Origin of the sequence: Christiangramia gaetbulicola (assembly GCF_003054225.1) — a bacterium.
GTDB classification, from domain to species: Bacteria; Bacteroidota; Bacteroidia; order Flavobacteriales; family Flavobacteriaceae; genus Christiangramia; species Christiangramia gaetbulicola.
Genome location: NZ_QBKQ01000003.1, coordinates 751,444 through 768,838 on the forward strand (window position 1 = coordinate 751,444; position 17,395 = coordinate 768,838).

Sequence of the window (17,395 nt, forward strand, 5' to 3'; positions counted from 1 at the left end):
GAAGTTCTTAAATGTAACGCCCAAATTACAAAAAAAATTACCCAATATTTTCTATGAAAAAAGTTAAACTTTTAGCCCCAATTTTAACCTTATTCCTTGTATTTTCCTGTGTTACCGTGGCACCAAAATATGGAGAAGAACAAAAAAAGTCTGATTTTGGGTATCCGAAAAATAAAGAAATCGAGAAGTCATTTTATCTCATTGGAGACGCAGGTTACTCACCTCCAGGAGGTACATCTTTAGGACTTATAGCTTTTAAGACATTCCTCGATTCAGTCAATAAAACAGAAAACTATACCATTTTCCTGGGAGATAATATTTATCCCGATGGAATGCCGCCAGAAGAGTCACCTGAACGGGAAGAAGCAGAATATCGTCTGGACGCGCAATTAGATGCGATAGAAAACTATAAAGGGAAAGTTGTTTTTATTCCCGGAAACCATGATTGGTATAATGAAAAACTAGAGGGGCTGGAAAGACAGAAAGATTATCTGAAAAGTAAATTCGAAGAGATTCTTGTGTGGAGCCCGGAAATTGGCTGTGGTTTGGAATCCCTTGAAATCTCTGAAAACATCCAGCTAATTGTAATTGATTCTCAATGGTACCTGGAAGATTGGGATAAAAACCCAAAGATCAATGATAACTGCGAGGAAATAAAGACAAGAGAGGCGATGTTTCTTGAGCTTCAATCTGAGATCAAGAAAAATCAGAATAAAACTGTTCTAATTGCCCTGCACCATCCGGTATACACGAACGGAGTTCACGGTGGGCAATATACTTTTGACAGGCATATTTATCCTTCTCAAAAGAAAATTCCTCTTCCTATATTAGGTTCTTTGGCAACCTTGATCAGGACAACCGGTGGTGTATCTATTCAGGATGCACAGAATAACCGATATAAATCTCTTGCCACCAGGCTTTCTAACATTGCTAGAGGAAATGAAAGATTGATATTCGTTTCCGGGCACGAGCATTCCCTGCAATATATAGAGCATGATAGCGTGAAGCAGATCGTTTCCGGTTCTGGTTCAAAGGCCTCTTACGCAACCTTAAGTAACGATGGTCTTTTTGCATATAATGGACAAGGATTTGCTGTTTTGGACATATTCAAGGATGGATCGGCCTGGGCCAGTTTCTACGGAAATGAGAACAACAAACCTAAACTGCTTTTTCAAAAGGAGGTGATGGAAACACCAATCCCTTTTGAATTAAAGGAATATCCTGAAAGTTTTCCGCAGACGATCACCACTTCGATCTATAAGGATTCTGAAACCGATAAAAGCCCTGTACACAAGACCGTTTGGGGAGAAAGATACCGTGAACTATATGGAACCGAGGTGACCTTGAAAGTTGCAGACCTGGATACTCTTTATGGAGGTTTAGAAGTAGTTCGGGAAGGAGGCGGTCATCAAACCGTATCGCTACGTGTAAAGGACAGTCTTGGCCGTGAGTATAATATTAGAAGGGTAAGAAAAGATGCCCTTAGGTTTTTGCAAACCGTAGCTTTTAAAAACCAACCGGTAGAGGATAAAATGGAAAATACCGTTGCAGAAAATCTTCTTACAGATTTTTATACGGCAGCGCATCCATATGGATTTCTGGCTATACCAACTTTAAGTAAGGCAGCCGGAGTGTATCATACGAATCCTGAAGTTTTCTATTTGCCAAAGCAAAAGGCATTAGGAAAATATAATTCTGTTCACGGAGATGATATTTACATGATCGTGGAAAGACCCGAAGAAGGATGGACGGGATATGAATCCTTCGGAAGTCCAGATCATGATATTGTTAGCACGGCAGATATGATCGAAAGATTAAGAAGAGATGAGAAATATATTCTTGATGAACCTGCTTATGTGCGAGCAAGGGTCTTCGATATGCTTATTGGAGACTGGGACAGACATCAGGATCAATGGCGCTGGTCTGAGATAGAAAATGAAGAAGGACAACATCATTTTGAACCGGTACCAAGAGATCGTGACCAGGTATTTTCAAATTTTGATGGTGCATTTTTCGGAACCTTGAGAGCAATTACCGGCTTTGCCAATCAGTTCGCGGTTTACGGAGACGATATTAAAGATGTAGAGTGGTTTAACATCGCAGCAATGGGATTAGACAGGTCACTGCTGCAGAATGTTGGTAAAGACACCTGGTTAGAGCAAGCCAGGTATATTCAGGAGAATGTTACAGATGAGGCTATAGAAGAAGCTTTTTCGAAATTACCGGAAGAGACCAAAGGAAAGGCTACCCAGGAATTGATAGAAAATGTGAAGGGCAGAAGAAGTAATATTGTAGATATTGCTGAAAGATATTACGACCACCTGGCTAATCTTGCTATAGTTACCGGAACAGATAAAGATGATTTTATTGATATTGTAAGACTTCCAGACAACGAAACCAGGGTCACCATTTCCAGGAATAAGGACGGTGAACGGGCTGAAAAGTTAAGCGATAAGGTTTACAAATTTGAAGAAACAAAAGAGATATGGATCTATGGTCTGGATGACGATGATAAGATCCATGTTAAAGGTGACGGTCCTGCCAAAATATTTTTGAGAGTTATCGGCGGCCAGAATAATGATGTATACACGGTAGATTATGGTAAAAATCTTAAGGTATATGATCACGAATCTTTGCCTAATACTATAAAAAAGATTGATGGAGCAAAACTTCGCTTAACAGATAATTACGAGATCAATACTTATGACAAGGATAAAAAGACCTTTTCTTCAGGATCTATCCTTCCCGGGATAGGCTATAATCCGGACACTGGTTTTTCATTTGGCCTTGAGTACGTAAAATCTATCAATAAATTCAAGAGAAATCCATTTACCTCGCAGCATACTTTTTCTGGTGAGGTTCACTCTTCCACAAATGGTTTCGCGCTAGATTATGAAGCAGAGTTTGCTACGATAGTAGGTAATTATAATTTACAGGTAGGAGCAAATTTCGCCAGTCCGAATTTTTCTGAAAACTTCTTTGGCTTCGGAAATGAAACTGAAAATTTTGAGGATGAGCTTGGATTAAGTTACAATAGAGTAGGACTGAGTGAATATGGCGTTAGGGCGGCCCTGGTTAATAAAACTCCATTTGGTAGCTTCTTTGGTTTTACCGCAAGTTTTGAAGGTATAGAAGTTCAACAGAGAGAAGGAAGGTTTGTTACAGATGATTTTATAAGTAATGATCCAGATTTCTTCGATAGAAAATACTTCGCCGGTCTGGATGCTATGTACCGTTATGAAAGCTACGATGATGTGCTTAATCCTACTCGAGGGATGCTTTTTGAATTGAATCTTGGAGCTAAGATCAATACAGCAGATCCAGACAGGCATTATGGTTATTTCAAACCATATATGGGATTCTATAATGCCCTGACCAATAACCGAAAGCTGGTGATTAAGACCAGGGCCGAGGCTCATATAAACATTGGTACCAAATATGAATTTTATCAGTCGGCTCAATTAGGGGCAGATTCTGGTCTTAGAGGATATAGATTAGAGAGATATTCAGGTAAAAGTTCTTTTGGAACTGGAGCAGATCTCCGTTATTCTTTCAACACGGTTAAGACTAGTTTTCTACCATTCCAACCAGGTATTTATCTTGGGTATGATCTGGGTCGAGTTTGGATGAATACGCAAAATAGCTCTAAATGGCATGATAGCTATGGTGGTGGTGTTTGGATAAATAGTGCAGATGCGATACAGGGAAATTTTAGTGTGTTTGCCGGTGAAGAAGGAGCAAGATTTCAATTCGGTGTAGGCCTGAAATTTTAAAGAAACTATTGATGCATAAAAACAAAAGCCCCTTGGAAATTGCAAGGGGCTTTTTATTTAGTTGTTACAGGATTATTATTTATCCTTCAGATTTATTAATTCCCAGCTTGTTGCTGAAATTGATAGTACGAATAGGGAATGGAATATTAACTCCTTTACCATCGTAAGCTTTCTTGATCGCAATAATCGCTTCGTTCTGAGCTACCAAAATATCCCTGTTTTTGGTGACATCTGTCCAGAATCTAACGGTGAAATTAATAGAACTGTCTCCAAATTCGTTGTACATAAATTCAACTTCTTCATTACCTCTTTGGGGAAATAAGTCTTTAATAACCTGTAATGTTAGGTCTCTTACCATTTCAAGATCTGATTCATAACCAACACCACAATTAACAAAAACTCTGGATCTCGCTGTTCTGGTGAAGTTCTTAAAAGGCTCTTCAATAATTTTGGAATTGGGAATCACAACATAATTATTGTCTGATTGTTTAATTACGATATTCCTGAGGTTAATCTCAGTAACCGTTCCCGCATATCCGTTTGTTTCTACCCAGTCTCCAATTTGCAGCTCCGGGAGAAAACTTAATATTAAACCTGAGAAGGTGTTGTTAAGAGTTCCCTGTAGTGCCAGACCAATAGCTAAACCTACGACACCGGCACCGGCAAGAACAGAGGTAAGAACTTTATCAAGATTCAGCAGACCTAAAGCGATAAAAAATCCTATAAGGACGACGATGGCTTTTATAACCTTAACCGTCATTAGTCGGATAGAATCCTGTTTTATCTGATTTCTGGTGACTCGTTCAAATAACTGACCTACATATTTTGCAATAAATGTAAAGGCTACAAAAACGATAACGGCCAGGAGAAAATTAGGCAGACCTAGAATTAAAGAATCTAGCCATCCGCCTAATTTATCAGTAATACCGCTTAGAGAATCCTGAATGTTGAAATCCTGCATATTTTAAATTTGATTATTATTTTACTGGTTTATGTTGATCATTGGTTTTCATTTTCCAGGCATCTAACATCCAGCTGGTTTTTTCCAACTCACGAATATACGCTCCAATAAGGTCGATAGTTCCTTCGTCATCTGCAGCATCAGCAACTTCTATTACTTTTCTCATCTGTTTTAAGATAGAACCATGGTCGTCGAGGAGAATTTCGATCATCTTCTTATCGGTGATATCTGACGGTGATTCTTTTAAATTGGAATCTTTCAGATATTCGCTAAGATTGCTGGTTGGTTGATACCTTAAAGTAAGAATACGTTCAGCAATTTCATCTACCTTTAATTTAGCATCGTCATATAATTCTTCGAACTTTTCATGCAGATCAAAGAAGTTTTTGCCAATAACATTCCAGTGGAAGTTACGAAGCTTTTGATAATATAGATGATAATCGGCTAAAAGAACATTTAGCTCTTCAACGGTTTTCTTTGTTTTATTTGAATCTAAACCTAAGTAATTCATAGTTTTTATTTATCGTTTTTAAAAATTCAATACAAATTTACAATGGAAGTTCTGTTTTGCAAATCTCCATTCTCACTTTAATAGAAGTTTAACTTAGGTTACCCCAGGGATCTGTGATCTTTAAGATCTAATTTTTCCATCATTTTTTTGGAAACCTGTCCGCTGGAAACACCATATCCGTCAACGAGGACTCCTTTATGGTTATTTGAAGTAGTAATGGCGTAAAGTATCGCATTATCATCAGGGTTACTCATACCTTCAAAACGTAATACTTTATCAACTTCGAATTCCTCAACTCCAAAAGTCTGATTTTTGGATTTAAGTTCGATCTCTTCATCCAGAAGGTTAAAATCTTCTTCGTAACCTTCTTCTAGTTTTAATTTATTTATCGCTTGTGATAATGTACCGTAATCTTTCATTTTAATTCAATTTTATTTCTAAATCAAATTACACTGAAAGCCGCATTTGAGCAAAATCTAAGAAGGGTTTAGGATAAGTTTAACTCCCGGAAGCTTAGCGTTTACGCGCCTATTCATCCCGATCTTTGGATCGAAATAAACCTAAAGGGAAAAGAATGATCAAAAAGAAATACCAACCCGTAACAACGCCTATTATAGTTATAATTGCCGCGATGATATAAAACCAGTAAGATTTAGGGATTTTCATAACAGATTGATGACTAAAAAGATTAATAATAAATATATGATCCAGTAGTGTTTGAATTTCAAAGGATCCTTGCCAAATAATAACTTCGTGAGGCTGAAATAGAAAGATCTGTTTTTCGCAATGTGATTATAAGCATGATCACTAAGCTTTCTAAACAAGGAATTGGAACTGTAAAATTTATGGTAGCTTTTGGTACCGGCATGCCATAAACTTCTGTAAGCGGAGTCCGGACCGCTATAGACCTTTCCGTCAGTTTCTATTAGTCTACTGGCTTTCTTGAATTCTTTGAGGGGAATATCTGGAAAGTTTTCGGCAAATTCCTGGTATGTTTTAAATGAGATTTTGCCTTTGGTCTTTTCCTCCCATCTGGTTTTCCAAAAATTACAGAAACCACATTGACCGTCCCAGATCAAAATATTTTGTTTAGGAGGATAATCTGTATGGTCAAATTTGGCGAACACTTTTGTTTTCTTTTAATAGTAAAGGACTAAAAAAATAGGTCTACTTCAAAACAAAATCTTATTTTGTGCAGAGTCAGTATTTTTTTTGACCTTTACAGCTTATTTTTCCTTTGACCTATGAAAAGCAAAATTACACTTAAAGAATTATCAAAACTGCTGAATGTGAGTATTTCAACAGTTTCTAAAGCTTTACACGACAGCCCGGAAATAAGTCCGAAAACTGCTGAAAGGGTTAAAGAACTGGCGAAACTTCATAATTACAGGCCCAATCCGGTAGCGGTAAATCTGAAAAAAAGTAAGACCGGAACCATTGGAGTGGTGATTCCGAATATTTCCAACAGCTTTTTTGCAAGAGTACTTTCAGGAATGGAAGCCGAAGCTCAGAAACATGAGCAGCAGGTGATCACCTATATTTCTAATGAGTCTCTGGATCGTGAGAAACAGATCTGCGATATGCTTACTTCTGGAATGGTAGATGGAGTATTGATAGCGGTTTCCGAGGAAACCCAGAAGAAACAGGAGTATGATCATTTATTTGCTCTGCTGGATTATGATATCCCGGTAGTAATTTATGATCGAATCAACCTGGGCCTTCCGGCAGACAAAATAGGAGTGGACGACGAAAAAAGCTTTTATGATGCCACTAAGTTCTTTAAGGAAAAAGGATTGGAGAAAATAGGTCTGGCCTCTGCCATACATCATGTTGGTATAGGGCAGCTAAGAATAAAAGGCTATGAAAAAGGTATGCAGGATTTGGATAGCCTTTATATGGCTACCAGTACAAAACCTGCGGAGCTTAAGAGAAAAATTAAAGAGTTAATTACCTCTGAAAAGGTTGAAGCCTTATTATGCACCGACTTCGAGAGCTCAATCATGGCTACACGGATAGCTTATGAGGAAAATATTAAGGTGCCGGAAGAACTAAAGTTAATAGGTTATATAAGTAAAGAAGTGGCAGAATACCTCACACCATCAATAAGCTATATTGAACAACACCCGCAGGAATTAGGGTCTCAGGCTGTAGAGGTATTAAACAACAGGCTGGAAGGTAAATATGAATCTGGACAGTTCGAAGAGAAGATCATCGCAACTACCATGGTTCATTTGGAGTCGACGGGGTTTTAAAAGATTTTGCTTAAAATTTAAAATGACTGAAAGTTATAAATCAATATTGATTACTGGTGGGGCTGGCTTTATAGGCTCACATGTCGTAAGACATTTTGTCAAGAAGTACCCAGGATATACAATTTACAATCTGGACGCTTTAACCTATGCAGGAAATCTTGAAAATTTAAAGGAAATAGAGGACTTTCCGAACTATGAGTTCATTAAGGCTGATATTACAGATGAGAATAAAATAAGTGCACTTTTTGAAACTTATAAATTTGAAAAGATTATTCATTTGGCGGCAGAATCTCATGTAGACCGTTCTATTACCGATCCTCTGGCCTTTGTCAAGACAAATATCATTGGAACCCTTAATTTGTTAAATGCATTCAAATCATTATGGGAGAACGATTTTGAGAATAAGTTATTTTACCATATTAGTACAGATGAGGTATATGGAAGCTTGGGAGAAACAGGTCTTTTTAAAGAATCAACACCTTATTCTCCAAATTCTCCTTATTCTGCTTCAAAAGCCAGTTCAGATCATTTTGTTAGGGCCTATGGTGAAACTTATGGAGTGCCATATATCATTTCTAATTGTTCCAATAACTATGGTCCATTCCAGTTTCCGGAAAAAATGATTCCTTTAATGATAAATAATATTATTCAGGAAAAGGAATTGCCAGTGTATGGAGATGGAAAATATACAAGGGATTGGCTTTATGTTGAGGATCATGTGGAGGCAATAGATTTGATCTTACATAAAGGGAAAAACAAGGAAACATACAATATAGGCGGAGTAAACGAATGGAAAAATATTGATGTAACCAATTTACTTTGTGAGATCCTTGATCAAAAATTAAATAGAAAGGCAGGAACTTCAGCGGGTTTAATCCAATTTGTAAAAGACAGGCCAGGGCATGACAGGCGCTATGCTATTGATGCATCAAAAATTCAGAAAGATTTGAATTGGAAGCCGAAATTTGATTTCAAAGAAGGTCTGGAAATAACTGTTGATTGGTATCTAGAAAATGAAAACTGGTTAAAAAAAATTATTTCGGGAGATTATAGATATTATTATAGAAATCAGTATACTAGATAGTCATGAAGGGAATTGTTTTAGCAGGTGGAACCGGGTCTCGTCTATATCCAATTACTAAAGGTGTATCTAAACAGCTTTTGGCTATTTATGATAAACCTATGATATATTATCCTATATCTGTTTTAATGTTAGCTGGAATTCGAGAGGTTCTTATAATTTCAACTCCGGAAGATCTTCCAAATTTTCAAAAATTACTGGGAGATGGTTCGCAACTTGGATTAGAATTTAGTTATGCAGAACAAACTAAGCCTAATGGTCTTGCTGAAGCTTTTATAATAGGAGAAAAATTTATTGGTAATGAGAACGTTTGCCTAGTTCTAGGTGATAATATTTTTTATGGTCAGGGGATAAGTGGTTTGTTAGAAAATGCGAGAAATTCTTGTTCACAGGAAGGCAATGCGACTGTATTTGGTTATTATGTAAATGAACCGGAAAGATACGGTGTAGTAGATTTTGATGATAATGGTATGGCACTAACTATAACTGAGAAACCACAAAATCCCCGAAGTAATTACGCAGTAACTGGTTTGTATTTTTACCCAAACTCGGTAATTGAAATTGCAAAAAAATGCAAACCAAGTGAGAGAGGGGAATTAGAAATCAGCAGTATAAACCAGTCATACTTAGAGCAAGAAAAATTAAATGTTGAAATTATGGGTAGAGGTTATGCTTGGCTGGATACAGGTACTCATGATTCTTTACTGGAAGCTTCTAATTTTATTCAAACGATAGAAAAAAGACAAGGCCTTAAAATCGCCTGTCTTGAAGAAATAGCATTTAGGAAGGGTTTTATTAATCATAGTGAATTGTTGATTCTAGCCAATAATCTTGTTTCCAGTGATTACGGTAAGTACTTGCTAAACATCTATTCTAAGGAATAGGCGGTTTTTGGCAATTCTTTAAGATTACGTTTGATAAATCCTGAATGATATATTTTATATTTGCCAACTGCGAAATGTTAAAAAAAATATCTTGATTACTGAAAATCAGAAAGAAGTTATTTCTTCTTCCAAAATCCTAGTTACAGGTGGTGCTGGATTCATTGGTTCTAATCTTTGTGAAAAATTAATTGAAATAGGAGCTGAAGTTAAATGCCTCGACAATCTTGCTACGGGCCATTTAAGTAATATTGAAAAACTAATTACTCATCCTAAGTTTGAATTCATAAATGGTGATATTCGTGACTTCGAAACGTGTAATAAAGTATGTGATTCTGTAGATTATGTGCTTCATCAGGCTGCATTAGGATCAGTTCCCAGATCTCTCAAGGATCCAATAACTAGCAATGAGGTAAATGTTTCCGGATTTCTTAATATGCTAGTAGCTTCTAGGGATTCAGGAGTTAAACGGTTTATATATGCAGCTAGCTCTTCTACCTATGGAGATTCTGATAAATTACCTAAAGTAGAAGATGAAATTGGAAAGCCTCTTTCACCATATGCTATTACTAAATATGTGAATGAATTATATGCAGAAAATTTTTATAAATCCTATGGATTAAATACCGTTGGCTTAAGATATTTCAATGTATTTGGGAGAAAGCAGGATCCAAATGGGGCCTACGCCGCAGTAATACCAAAATTTGTGATTCAATTGATGAACCATGAAAGTCCTGTTATTAATGGGGATGGGACTTATTCTCGTGATTTTACATATATTGACAATGTAATACAAATGAATTTATTAGCTATCTCAAGCGAAAATGAGAATGCTTTAAATCAGGTTTTTAATACAGCGGTAGGAGATAGGACAAATTTGTTAGAGCTTACTGAACTTTTGAAAAAATATCTCTCAGAATATGATCCTGAAATTAGCAAGGTTAAAATTAAGCATGGGCCAAATCGTCCAGGTGATATACCTCATTCTCTCGCGTCAGTAGAAAAAGCAAAAGAATTACTTGGTTATAATCCAACCCATAAAATTGAAGATGGTGTAGCAGAGGCAATAGAATGGTATTGGCATAATTTATAAATTTTATAAATCATTTTAATTAAAATTGACCGACAAATCTACTTTATCTGTTGTTATTCCACTTTTTCAAGCGGAAGAGTTATTAGAAGAGCTAATTAATAGGCTGAATAAAAGCTTAAGCTCTTTATCTGATTGGGAGTATGAAATTGTTTTAATTGATGATGGTAGTGAAGATGGAACTTGGAAAAAACTAGTGAATTTATATAAAGAAAGTTCTTATATTAAAGCTTATAAATTTAGTAGAAATTTCGGTCAACATAATGCCATTATTGCGGGTTTGAACCGATGTATTGGAGAATGGGTGATTGTGATGGATTGTGATTTGCAAGATAGGCCAGAGGAAATACCTAATTTATTAAATACAGCATTGAAGGGTTTTGATATTGTTCTGGCTCAGCGAATATCCCGTCAGGATGATTTTTTTAAAGTTATTACATCTAAAGGATTTTATAAGTTTTTTGAATTAATAAGTGGTCTTAAATTTGAAACTGGAGTTGGTAATTTTGGAATTTATAATAGAAAGGTTGTAGAAGCAATTCTCAAGTACAAAGAAAATTTCAGACCGTTTCCAATTATTGTTAAAGTGTTGGGTTTTAAAAGGACAGCAATAGAAGTTAAGCATGGAAAAAGATTTGCTGGCGAATCAAATTATAATAGATTTGGACTATTCAAAGGAGCTCTTAATGTTATTATTTACTATTCTAACAGGCCCATTTGGCTTTTTCTAATTATAGGTTTAGGAATATTAAGTTTTATACTTTTTATATTGTTGGGAATGTATTTTTTAGCGTTTGATATTCAAGTAAAAGAATTGGTGCTCATATTGATACTTTTAATGAGTATTTTAAGTTTGAATACCTCCCTTATAGGGATTTATGTTTCTCGTATATTTATCGAGAGTAAGAATAGGCCTTTATATTTGATAGAGGATAAGCTCGTTAATTAAAATAAATGGACTATAGTTTAATTAATTTGCAATGGGATAGTAATTTTTTTGGATTTCCTGTTTCGCAATTGAAGAAAGACTCAGTTAGAGTTGAGGATTTAAAGGATATTTATTCTAATACAGATGCCAGATTAATATATTATTTCACAAGTCAGCTTATTTCTGACGAAGTTTCAAATAACAATTATTTTAGCACGAAACTGGTAGATACTAAAGTAGCTATCTTTAAGCCTTTAAAGGTAGATGCCAAAATGCATCCTAAAGTTGAAATTTATGAAGACGATAAAGTTGATGAGAGGTTAAGGCATTTAGCTTTAACCGCGGGTACTCATAGTCGTTTTTTTAAGGATGATAATATATCCTATAGCAAGTCTAAAGAATTATATCAGATATGGATTGATAAATCTGTTCAAAGAATTATGGCAGATATAGTTTTAGTTTATCGTGAAAACGATAATATTATAGGCTTCATAACTATTAATACTAAGGGTATTCAGCCTCATGTTTCACTTTTAGCTGTAGATCCTCTTCATGAAGGAAAAGGAGTATCTTTTGCTTTAATGAACTCCATGGAATCGATTTTATTTGAAAAAGGATATAAGATAGTAAAGAGTGAAACTCAAGCCCAAAATAAAAAAGCCCTTTCCATCTACCGAAGACAAGGTGTAGAATTTGGAGAAAAGCATTTCATCTATCATTTTTGGAGAAATAATTAATTAAGTTTATGAAAATTCCCTTTAATAAGCCCTTTCTTACTGGAAGTGAAATTTTTTATATTAATCAATCACTTCAGTCTGGTAAGTTATCGGGAAATTACCATTTTGCTAATAAGGTAAAAAGCTGGATAAATTCTAAATATGGTCTTGAAGGTATATATTTAACGCCCTCCTGTACTGCAGCATTGGAAATGGGAGCACTATTAGTTGATTTGCAGCCGGGGGATGAAGTTATTATGCCTTCTTATACTTTTACCTCTACTGCAAACTCTGTTCTTATTTTCGGTGCTAAGCCAGTTTTTTGTGATATTCATTCAAAAGATATGAATATCGATGTGCAGAAAATAGAGTCATTAATTACTTCTAAAACAAAGATGATTATTCCCATCGATTATGCAGGAGTGCCATGTGATATAGATGAAATTATGTTGATTGCTGAGAAGTATGGGATTACTGTAATGCAAGATTGCGCCCAATCTTATGGAGCTCTGTATAAAGGTGAGATAAGTGGAAAAAGAGCACATTTATCCTGCTATAGTTTCCATGATACTAAAAATTTGACATGTGGTGAAGGTGGTGCATTAATAGTTAATGAAGAATTTAGAAGGGAAAGAGCTTCCTATTTAATGGAAAAGGGCACCGATAGAACCAAAATGCTTAAAGGACTTCAAAAGAAGTATAGCTGGATAGATAAAGGGTCTAGTTATCTTTTATCTGATATTCTGGCTGCGATGCTATTATCTCAATTGGAAAATGAAGAATATATAATAAGTAATAGATTGCATTTAATGAAGACCTATTATAATTGGTTTAATGATTTTAAATTTAGAGATCGTTTAAATACTTGTAAGGTTGATAGTATCAAGAAACCTAATGGTCATAGTTTTTGGTTATTGCTACCCACCAATAATTTAAGAGATAAATTTATTCAGAAAATGAAAGCCTCTGGTGTTACCGTACATATTGGATATATTCCTCTACACTCCTCAAAAATGGGTAGAAAGCTAGGATATCAGGGAAGTGATTTACAGTTAACTGAGGAATTGGCTGGTAGAATAGCCAGGATGCCTATATTTACTGAAATGTCTGATACTGAGATAAATTATACAATTGAAAAAGCAGAAGCTGTTTTATCAGAATTATTAGATTAAAATTTAACCATGTTGAATCAGTTCAAAATAATTACTTTTATTTTTATCCTGATTTTTCTTTTTACTATATATTTCTCAATTTCTAATTCTTATATAAGTAGTGATGCTCCTTACTATTTATCGGTAGCAAGAGATATTTCTAAAGGTTATATTCCTTATAAAGATATTTATCTCTCTTATACACCTTTAATGATGTATATGAATGCTCCAATCTATTATATATTCGAAAAATTCAATTATAAAAATTTTTTGATTTTTCAATATTTTATAATCTTTTTGACGCAGTTAATTTTTTTTAAAATAAGTAGGAATAAAAGCCGAAATTCAGTTACTCTCTCTTTATTCTTAACTGTTTTATTCGGCTTAGCTATTCTTAGTTCAGATGGTAATTATATAAATCTTGAAGTTTATTCTTTGCTATCAGTAATGATTGCAATTTATTTTTACCTAAATAGTCAAATTCTTTTCACCGGTTTTTTTCTGGCGTTGTCTTTTTTATTTAAACAGTACGGTATATTGAATTTCATCCCGTTTATATTTCTTATTTATAACTCAGAAAATGAAATAGTTAAAAGATTAGTATTGCTTGGTTTCGGAGCCGTATTACCTGTATTATTTTTTTTGATATACTTTGTGGTTATTAAAAACTTATCTTTAAACTCTCTGCTTGCTCAATTAAGTGGTGTGGAATATATCAAATATTCCGTCAATAAATTTCCTGGTTTTTTTAATTGGATATTAGGTGCAAAGGTTTTTTTACTGTTGGTAATTCCTGTATTAATTCTAGTAAGGAAAAAAGTTTTTGAAAGGAAAAACATTCCTTGGCTTATTGGAATTATTGTAAGCCTACTTCCAACTTTTTTAAATTCGTTCCAGCATTACTTCATAAATGCCTTGCCATATATTTTTATGTTGATTATGATAAATTGGAAGAAGGATTTTGAGAAAGCCTTAAAACCTTTAATTTTTGGTGGCTTATTGTTTTCTCTTATGTTAATTATTAGAGTTTCTAAATATAGCGAAGTCTATGTTAAACAAATTTCTACTGCGGAGAAAGTTAAACAATTGGTACCTGAAGGGAATACTATTTTTTTAAATGGAGGTATTAGATACCTGTATAGTCTTAACGATTATAATAATCCTTTCAGAAAAAGGATAGGTTATTCTTATATTCATTTTTTGAGTGCTGAAGATTTTGAAGCTGTAAAATTTCTTTCGGATAGCTTAATCAACACTTCTTGTACTGAGCGTATAGAACTGGGTGAAAGGAAATATTATTTGAAGCTTTTAACTAGGAATTAACATCGCCGATAAATAGAATCGTAACTTTGCACGTTTAAATTTTAAATTGAAAATGAATAGAAATATAGCGGTCATTGGTCTGGGATATGTAGGTTTACCGCTTGCCAGATTATTTGCTACCAAATTTCCAGTAGTAGGATTCGATATAAATCAGTCTAGAGTGGATGAACTGATGAGTGGTAAAGATTCAACCTTAGAAGTTGAAGATAAATTATTGCAATCTTCTCTTAAAAAATCTAATTCTGAGCATGTTGGATTATTTTGTAGTACCCTCCTTGACGATATTAAATCCTGTAATTACTATATTATAACCGTTCCTACACCGGTAGACAAGAATAATCGACCTGATCTTACTCCTCTCTATAAATCAAGTGAAACCGTGGGAAAAGTTTTAAAGAGAGGTGATATAGTTGTTTATGAATCTACGGTATATCCTGGAGTTACAGAGGAAGAATGTGTACCTGTTCTTGAGAGAGTTAGTGGTTTGAAATTCAATGAAGATTTTTATGTTGGGTATTCACCTGAGAGAATTAATCCGGGTGATAAAGAGCATACGGTGGAGAAAATATTAAAAGTGACCGCTGGTTCGACCCCGGAAATTGGAAGAAGGGTGAATGAGCTATATTCAGAGGTTATTACGGCAGGAACCCACCTGGCACCAACGATAAAAGTGGCTGAGGCTGCCAAGGTTATAGAAAATTCTCAAAGAGATATTAATATTGCTTTTGTAAATGAACTGGCTAAAATTTTTAATATGATGGGTATTGATACTCATGATGTTTTAGAAGCTGCAGGAACTAAATGGAATTTTCTACCTTTCAAACCTGGACTTGTTGGTGGTCATTGTATAGGAGTTGATCCATATTACCTAGCACAAAAGGCACAGGAAATTGGATACCATCCTGAAATTATTCTTGCTGGAAGGAGAATGAACGATTCAATGGGACAATATGTAGCATCCGAAGTTGTTAAACTGATGTTGCAAAATGATATAAAGGTTAAAGGTGCAAAAATTCTTGTTTTAGGAATTACATTTAAAGAGAACTGTCCAGATGTTCGTAATACAAAGGTGGTAGATGTAATTAAAAGCCTTAAAGAATACGGTGTGGAAATAACTATTTTTGATCCATTGGCTAATCCGTCTGAAGTTCAACATGAATATAATTTGGATACCACAAATGAGATGCCTATTGATAAATTTGATGCAATTGTTTTAACTGTTGCTCATAAAGAATTTATGAATATCGACTTGGATAACTTTAAGAATAACGGTGCGGTAGTTTATGATGTAAAGGGAGTGTTAGGTGATAAATGCGACCGAAAATTATAATTTATGAAAATTAGAAATATTTGCTGTATCGGTGCTGGATACGTCGGTGGTCCAACCATGGCTGTTATTGCGCAGAAATGTCCTGAAATCAATGTTACAGTTGTAGATATCAATAAGGAAAGGATTGCGGCTTGGAATGACAAAAATGTAGAAAATATTCCAATTTATGAACCTGGTCTGTCTGACATTGTAGCTGAAGCCAGGGATCGTAATTTATTTTTTTCTACCGATGTAGATCAGGCGATCGATAAGGCTGACATGATTTTTATCTCTGTAAATACGCCTACCAAAACCTATGGAATTGGAAAAGGTATGGCAGCAGATCTTAAATTTATCGAACTATGTGCTCGTCAGATAGCCAGAGTTGCTAAAGATGATAAAATTGTTGTTGAAAAATCAACTTTACCGGTAAGAACCGCTCAGGCTTTAAAAAACATTTTGGATAATACAGGAAATGGTGTTAATTACCAGATTCTTTCCAACCCTGAATTTTTAGCAGAGGGAACTGCGGTAGATGATCTAATGAATCCAGATCGTGTTTTAATTGGAGGGGATATTGACACGGCAGAAGGGGAGGAAGCTATTCAGGCGTTAGTAGATATTTATGCTCATTGGGTATCTAAAGAGCAGATACTTACTACAAATGTTTGGTCATCAGAATTATCAAAGCTTACTGCAAACGCATTTTTAGCTCAGAGAGTATCCAGTATTAATGCGATGAGCGAATTATGCGAGAAGACAGGCGCAGACGTAAATGAGGTGTCTCGTGCTGTAGGTATGGACTCAAGGATAGGATCAAAATTTCTGAAATCTTCCGTAGGATTTGGAGGAAGTTGTTTTCAAAAAGATATACTCAATCTGGTTTACATAGCGAAATCCTTCGGCTTGGATGAAGTGGCAGATTATTGGCATCAGGTGATCATTATGAATGATCATCAAAAAAAGCGTTTTGCCGCTAAAATAGTTCAAACTTTATTCAATACAGTATCTGGTAAAAAGATAGCTTTATTAGGTTGGGCTTTTAAAAAAGACACTAACGATACAAGAGAATCGGCAGCGATTTATGTAGCAGACTATCTTTTAAATGAACAGGCAGAAATAGTAGTCTATGATCCAAAAGTGACGGAAGAACAAATCTACGCAGATCTGGATTACTTGGGAACAAGATCTGAAAAGGAAAATAGAGAACGTGTTACCGTATTAAAGGATCCGTATAAGGTATGTGATAAGGCTCATGCCATTGCGGTCCTAACAGAGTGGGATGAGTTCATGGAATTGGACTGGCAAAAAGTTTATAAAGCTATGCTCAAACCAGCATTTCTTTTTGATGGTCGTAGATTATTGGACAGGAAAACCAAAGAAGAAATAGGATTTGAATTTTATGCAATTGGGAGTTAA

General features: G+C 35.0%; 15 protein-coding genes. 11 read left to right on the forward strand and 4 right to left on the reverse strand.

All coding sequences use genetic code 11. The annotated features are described in order from the left end of the window. Positions 1-53 precede the first annotated feature (53 nt). On the forward strand, positions 54-3,773 hold the full coding sequence (locus tag C8P64_RS14905) for a metallophosphoesterase (protein ID WP_108172867.1): 3,720 nt from the start codon (positions 54-56) through the stop codon (positions 3,771-3,773). A gap of 79 nt (positions 3,774-3,852) precedes the next feature. On the opposite strand, the gene C8P64_RS14910 is transcribed toward C8P64_RS14905, so the two are convergent. From C8P64_RS14910 to C8P64_RS14925, 4 genes are all read right to left on the reverse strand, one after another. Continuing rightward, positions 3,853-4,734, reverse strand: a complete 882-nt coding sequence (locus C8P64_RS14910) for a mechanosensitive ion channel family protein (RefSeq protein WP_108172868.1) — start codon at positions 4,732-4,734, stop codon at positions 3,853-3,855. Between the two features lie 16 nt (positions 4,735-4,750). After that, entirely contained in the window at positions 4,751-5,245 is a 495-nt protein-coding gene (locus tag C8P64_RS14915; RefSeq protein WP_108172869.1) for a Dps family protein, read from the reverse strand. Between the two features lie 98 nt (positions 5,246-5,343). Then, positions 5,344-5,664, reverse strand: coding sequence for a phosphoribosylpyrophosphate synthetase (locus C8P64_RS14920; protein ID WP_108172870.1), 321 nt, complete (start codon positions 5,662-5,664; stop codon positions 5,344-5,346). A gap of 243 nt (positions 5,665-5,907) precedes the next feature. Then, positions 5,908-6,372: a thiol-disulfide oxidoreductase DCC family protein gene (locus C8P64_RS14925; RefSeq protein ID WP_108172871.1), complete on the reverse strand. Its 465-nt coding sequence runs from the start codon at positions 6,370-6,372 to the stop codon at positions 5,908-5,910. Between the two features lie 117 nt (positions 6,373-6,489). Here C8P64_RS14925 and C8P64_RS14930 point away from each other — a divergent pair, with 117 nt between their 5' ends. The 10 genes from C8P64_RS14930 (at position 6,490) to C8P64_RS14975 (ending at position 17,395) form a co-directional block, all read left to right on the forward strand. Next, the gene (locus tag C8P64_RS14930) at positions 6,490-7,497 is read left to right on the forward strand and encodes a LacI family DNA-binding transcriptional regulator (RefSeq protein WP_108172872.1); all 1,008 of its coding nucleotides are present in this window, start codon (positions 6,490-6,492) and stop codon (positions 7,495-7,497) included. 22 nt (positions 7,498-7,519) lie between these two features. Further along, positions 7,520-8,581 carry a dTDP-glucose 4,6-dehydratase gene (gene rfbB / locus C8P64_RS14935; RefSeq protein ID WP_108172873.1) on the forward strand — a complete coding sequence of 354 codons (1,062 nt, stop codon included), beginning with the start codon at positions 7,520-7,522 and terminating at the stop codon, positions 8,579-8,581. Between the two features lie 2 nt (positions 8,582-8,583). Next, positions 8,584-9,462, forward strand: a complete 879-nt coding sequence (gene rfbA, locus C8P64_RS14940) for a glucose-1-phosphate thymidylyltransferase RfbA (protein WP_108172874.1) — start codon at positions 8,584-8,586, stop codon at positions 9,460-9,462. Positions 9,463-9,553: 91 nt separating this feature from the next. Further along, positions 9,554-10,552, forward strand: a complete 999-nt coding sequence (locus tag C8P64_RS14945) for an SDR family oxidoreductase (protein WP_108172875.1) — start codon at positions 9,554-9,556, stop codon at positions 10,550-10,552. Between the two features lie 25 nt (positions 10,553-10,577). Further along, positions 10,578-11,498: a glycosyltransferase family 2 protein gene (locus C8P64_RS14950; RefSeq protein WP_108172876.1), complete on the forward strand. Its 921-nt coding sequence runs from the start codon at positions 10,578-10,580 to the stop codon at positions 11,496-11,498. Between the two features lie 5 nt (positions 11,499-11,503). Next, on the forward strand, positions 11,504-12,214 hold the full coding sequence (locus tag C8P64_RS14955) for a GNAT family N-acetyltransferase (RefSeq protein WP_108172877.1): 711 nt from the start codon (positions 11,504-11,506) through the stop codon (positions 12,212-12,214). An 8-nt stretch (positions 12,215-12,222) separates the two neighbouring features. Next, on the forward strand, positions 12,223-13,365 hold the full coding sequence (rffA, locus tag C8P64_RS14960; RefSeq protein ID WP_108172878.1) for a dTDP-4-amino-4,6-dideoxygalactose transaminase: 1,143 nt from the start codon (positions 12,223-12,225) through the stop codon (positions 13,363-13,365). 9 nt (positions 13,366-13,374) lie between these two features. Next, the gene (locus C8P64_RS14965; protein WP_108172879.1) at positions 13,375-14,667 is read left to right on the forward strand and encodes a hypothetical protein; all 1,293 of its coding nucleotides are present in this window, start codon (positions 13,375-13,377) and stop codon (positions 14,665-14,667) included. 52 nt (positions 14,668-14,719) lie between these two features. After that, a complete protein-coding gene (locus C8P64_RS14970; RefSeq protein ID WP_108172880.1) occupies positions 14,720-15,997 on the forward strand; it encodes a nucleotide sugar dehydrogenase in 1,278 nt (425 codons plus the stop codon). 3 nt (positions 15,998-16,000) lie between these two features. After that, on the forward strand, positions 16,001-17,395 hold the full coding sequence (locus tag C8P64_RS14975) for a UDP-glucose 6-dehydrogenase (RefSeq protein WP_108172881.1): 1,395 nt from the start codon (positions 16,001-16,003) through the stop codon (positions 17,393-17,395).

Coding starts and splice junctions, on each gene's coding strand:
- rffA (WP_108172878.1), top strand. CDS start 12,223: ATGAAAATTCCCTTTAATAAGCCCTTTCTTACTGGAAGTGAAATTTTT.
- C8P64_RS14930 (WP_108172872.1), top strand. CDS start 6,490: ATGAAAAGCAAAATTACACTTAAAGAATTATCAAAACTGCTGAATGTG.
- C8P64_RS14975 (WP_108172881.1), top strand. CDS start 16,001: ATGAAAATTAGAAATATTTGCTGTATCGGTGCTGGATACGTCGGTGGT.
- rfbB (WP_108172873.1), top strand. CDS start 7,520: ATGACTGAAAGTTATAAATCAATATTGATTACTGGTGGGGCTGGCTTT.
- rfbA (WP_108172874.1), top strand. CDS start 8,584: ATGAAGGGAATTGTTTTAGCAGGTGGAACCGGGTCTCGTCTATATCCA.
- C8P64_RS14920 (WP_108172870.1), bottom strand. CDS start 5,664: ATGAAAGATTACGGTACATTATCACAAGCGATAAATAAATTAAAACTA.
- C8P64_RS14915 (WP_108172869.1), bottom strand. CDS start 5,245: ATGAATTACTTAGGTTTAGATTCAAATAAAACAAAGAAAACCGTTGAA.
- C8P64_RS14965 (WP_108172879.1), top strand. CDS start 13,375: ATGTTGAATCAGTTCAAAATAATTACTTTTATTTTTATCCTGATTTTT.
- C8P64_RS14970 (WP_108172880.1), top strand. CDS start 14,720: ATGAATAGAAATATAGCGGTCATTGGTCTGGGATATGTAGGTTTACCG.
- C8P64_RS14955 (WP_108172877.1), top strand. CDS start 11,504: ATGGACTATAGTTTAATTAATTTGCAATGGGATAGTAATTTTTTTGGA.
- C8P64_RS14910 (WP_108172868.1), bottom strand. CDS start 4,734: ATGCAGGATTTCAACATTCAGGATTCTCTAAGCGGTATTACTGATAAA.
- C8P64_RS14905 (WP_108172867.1), top strand. CDS start 54: ATGAAAAAAGTTAAACTTTTAGCCCCAATTTTAACCTTATTCCTTGTA.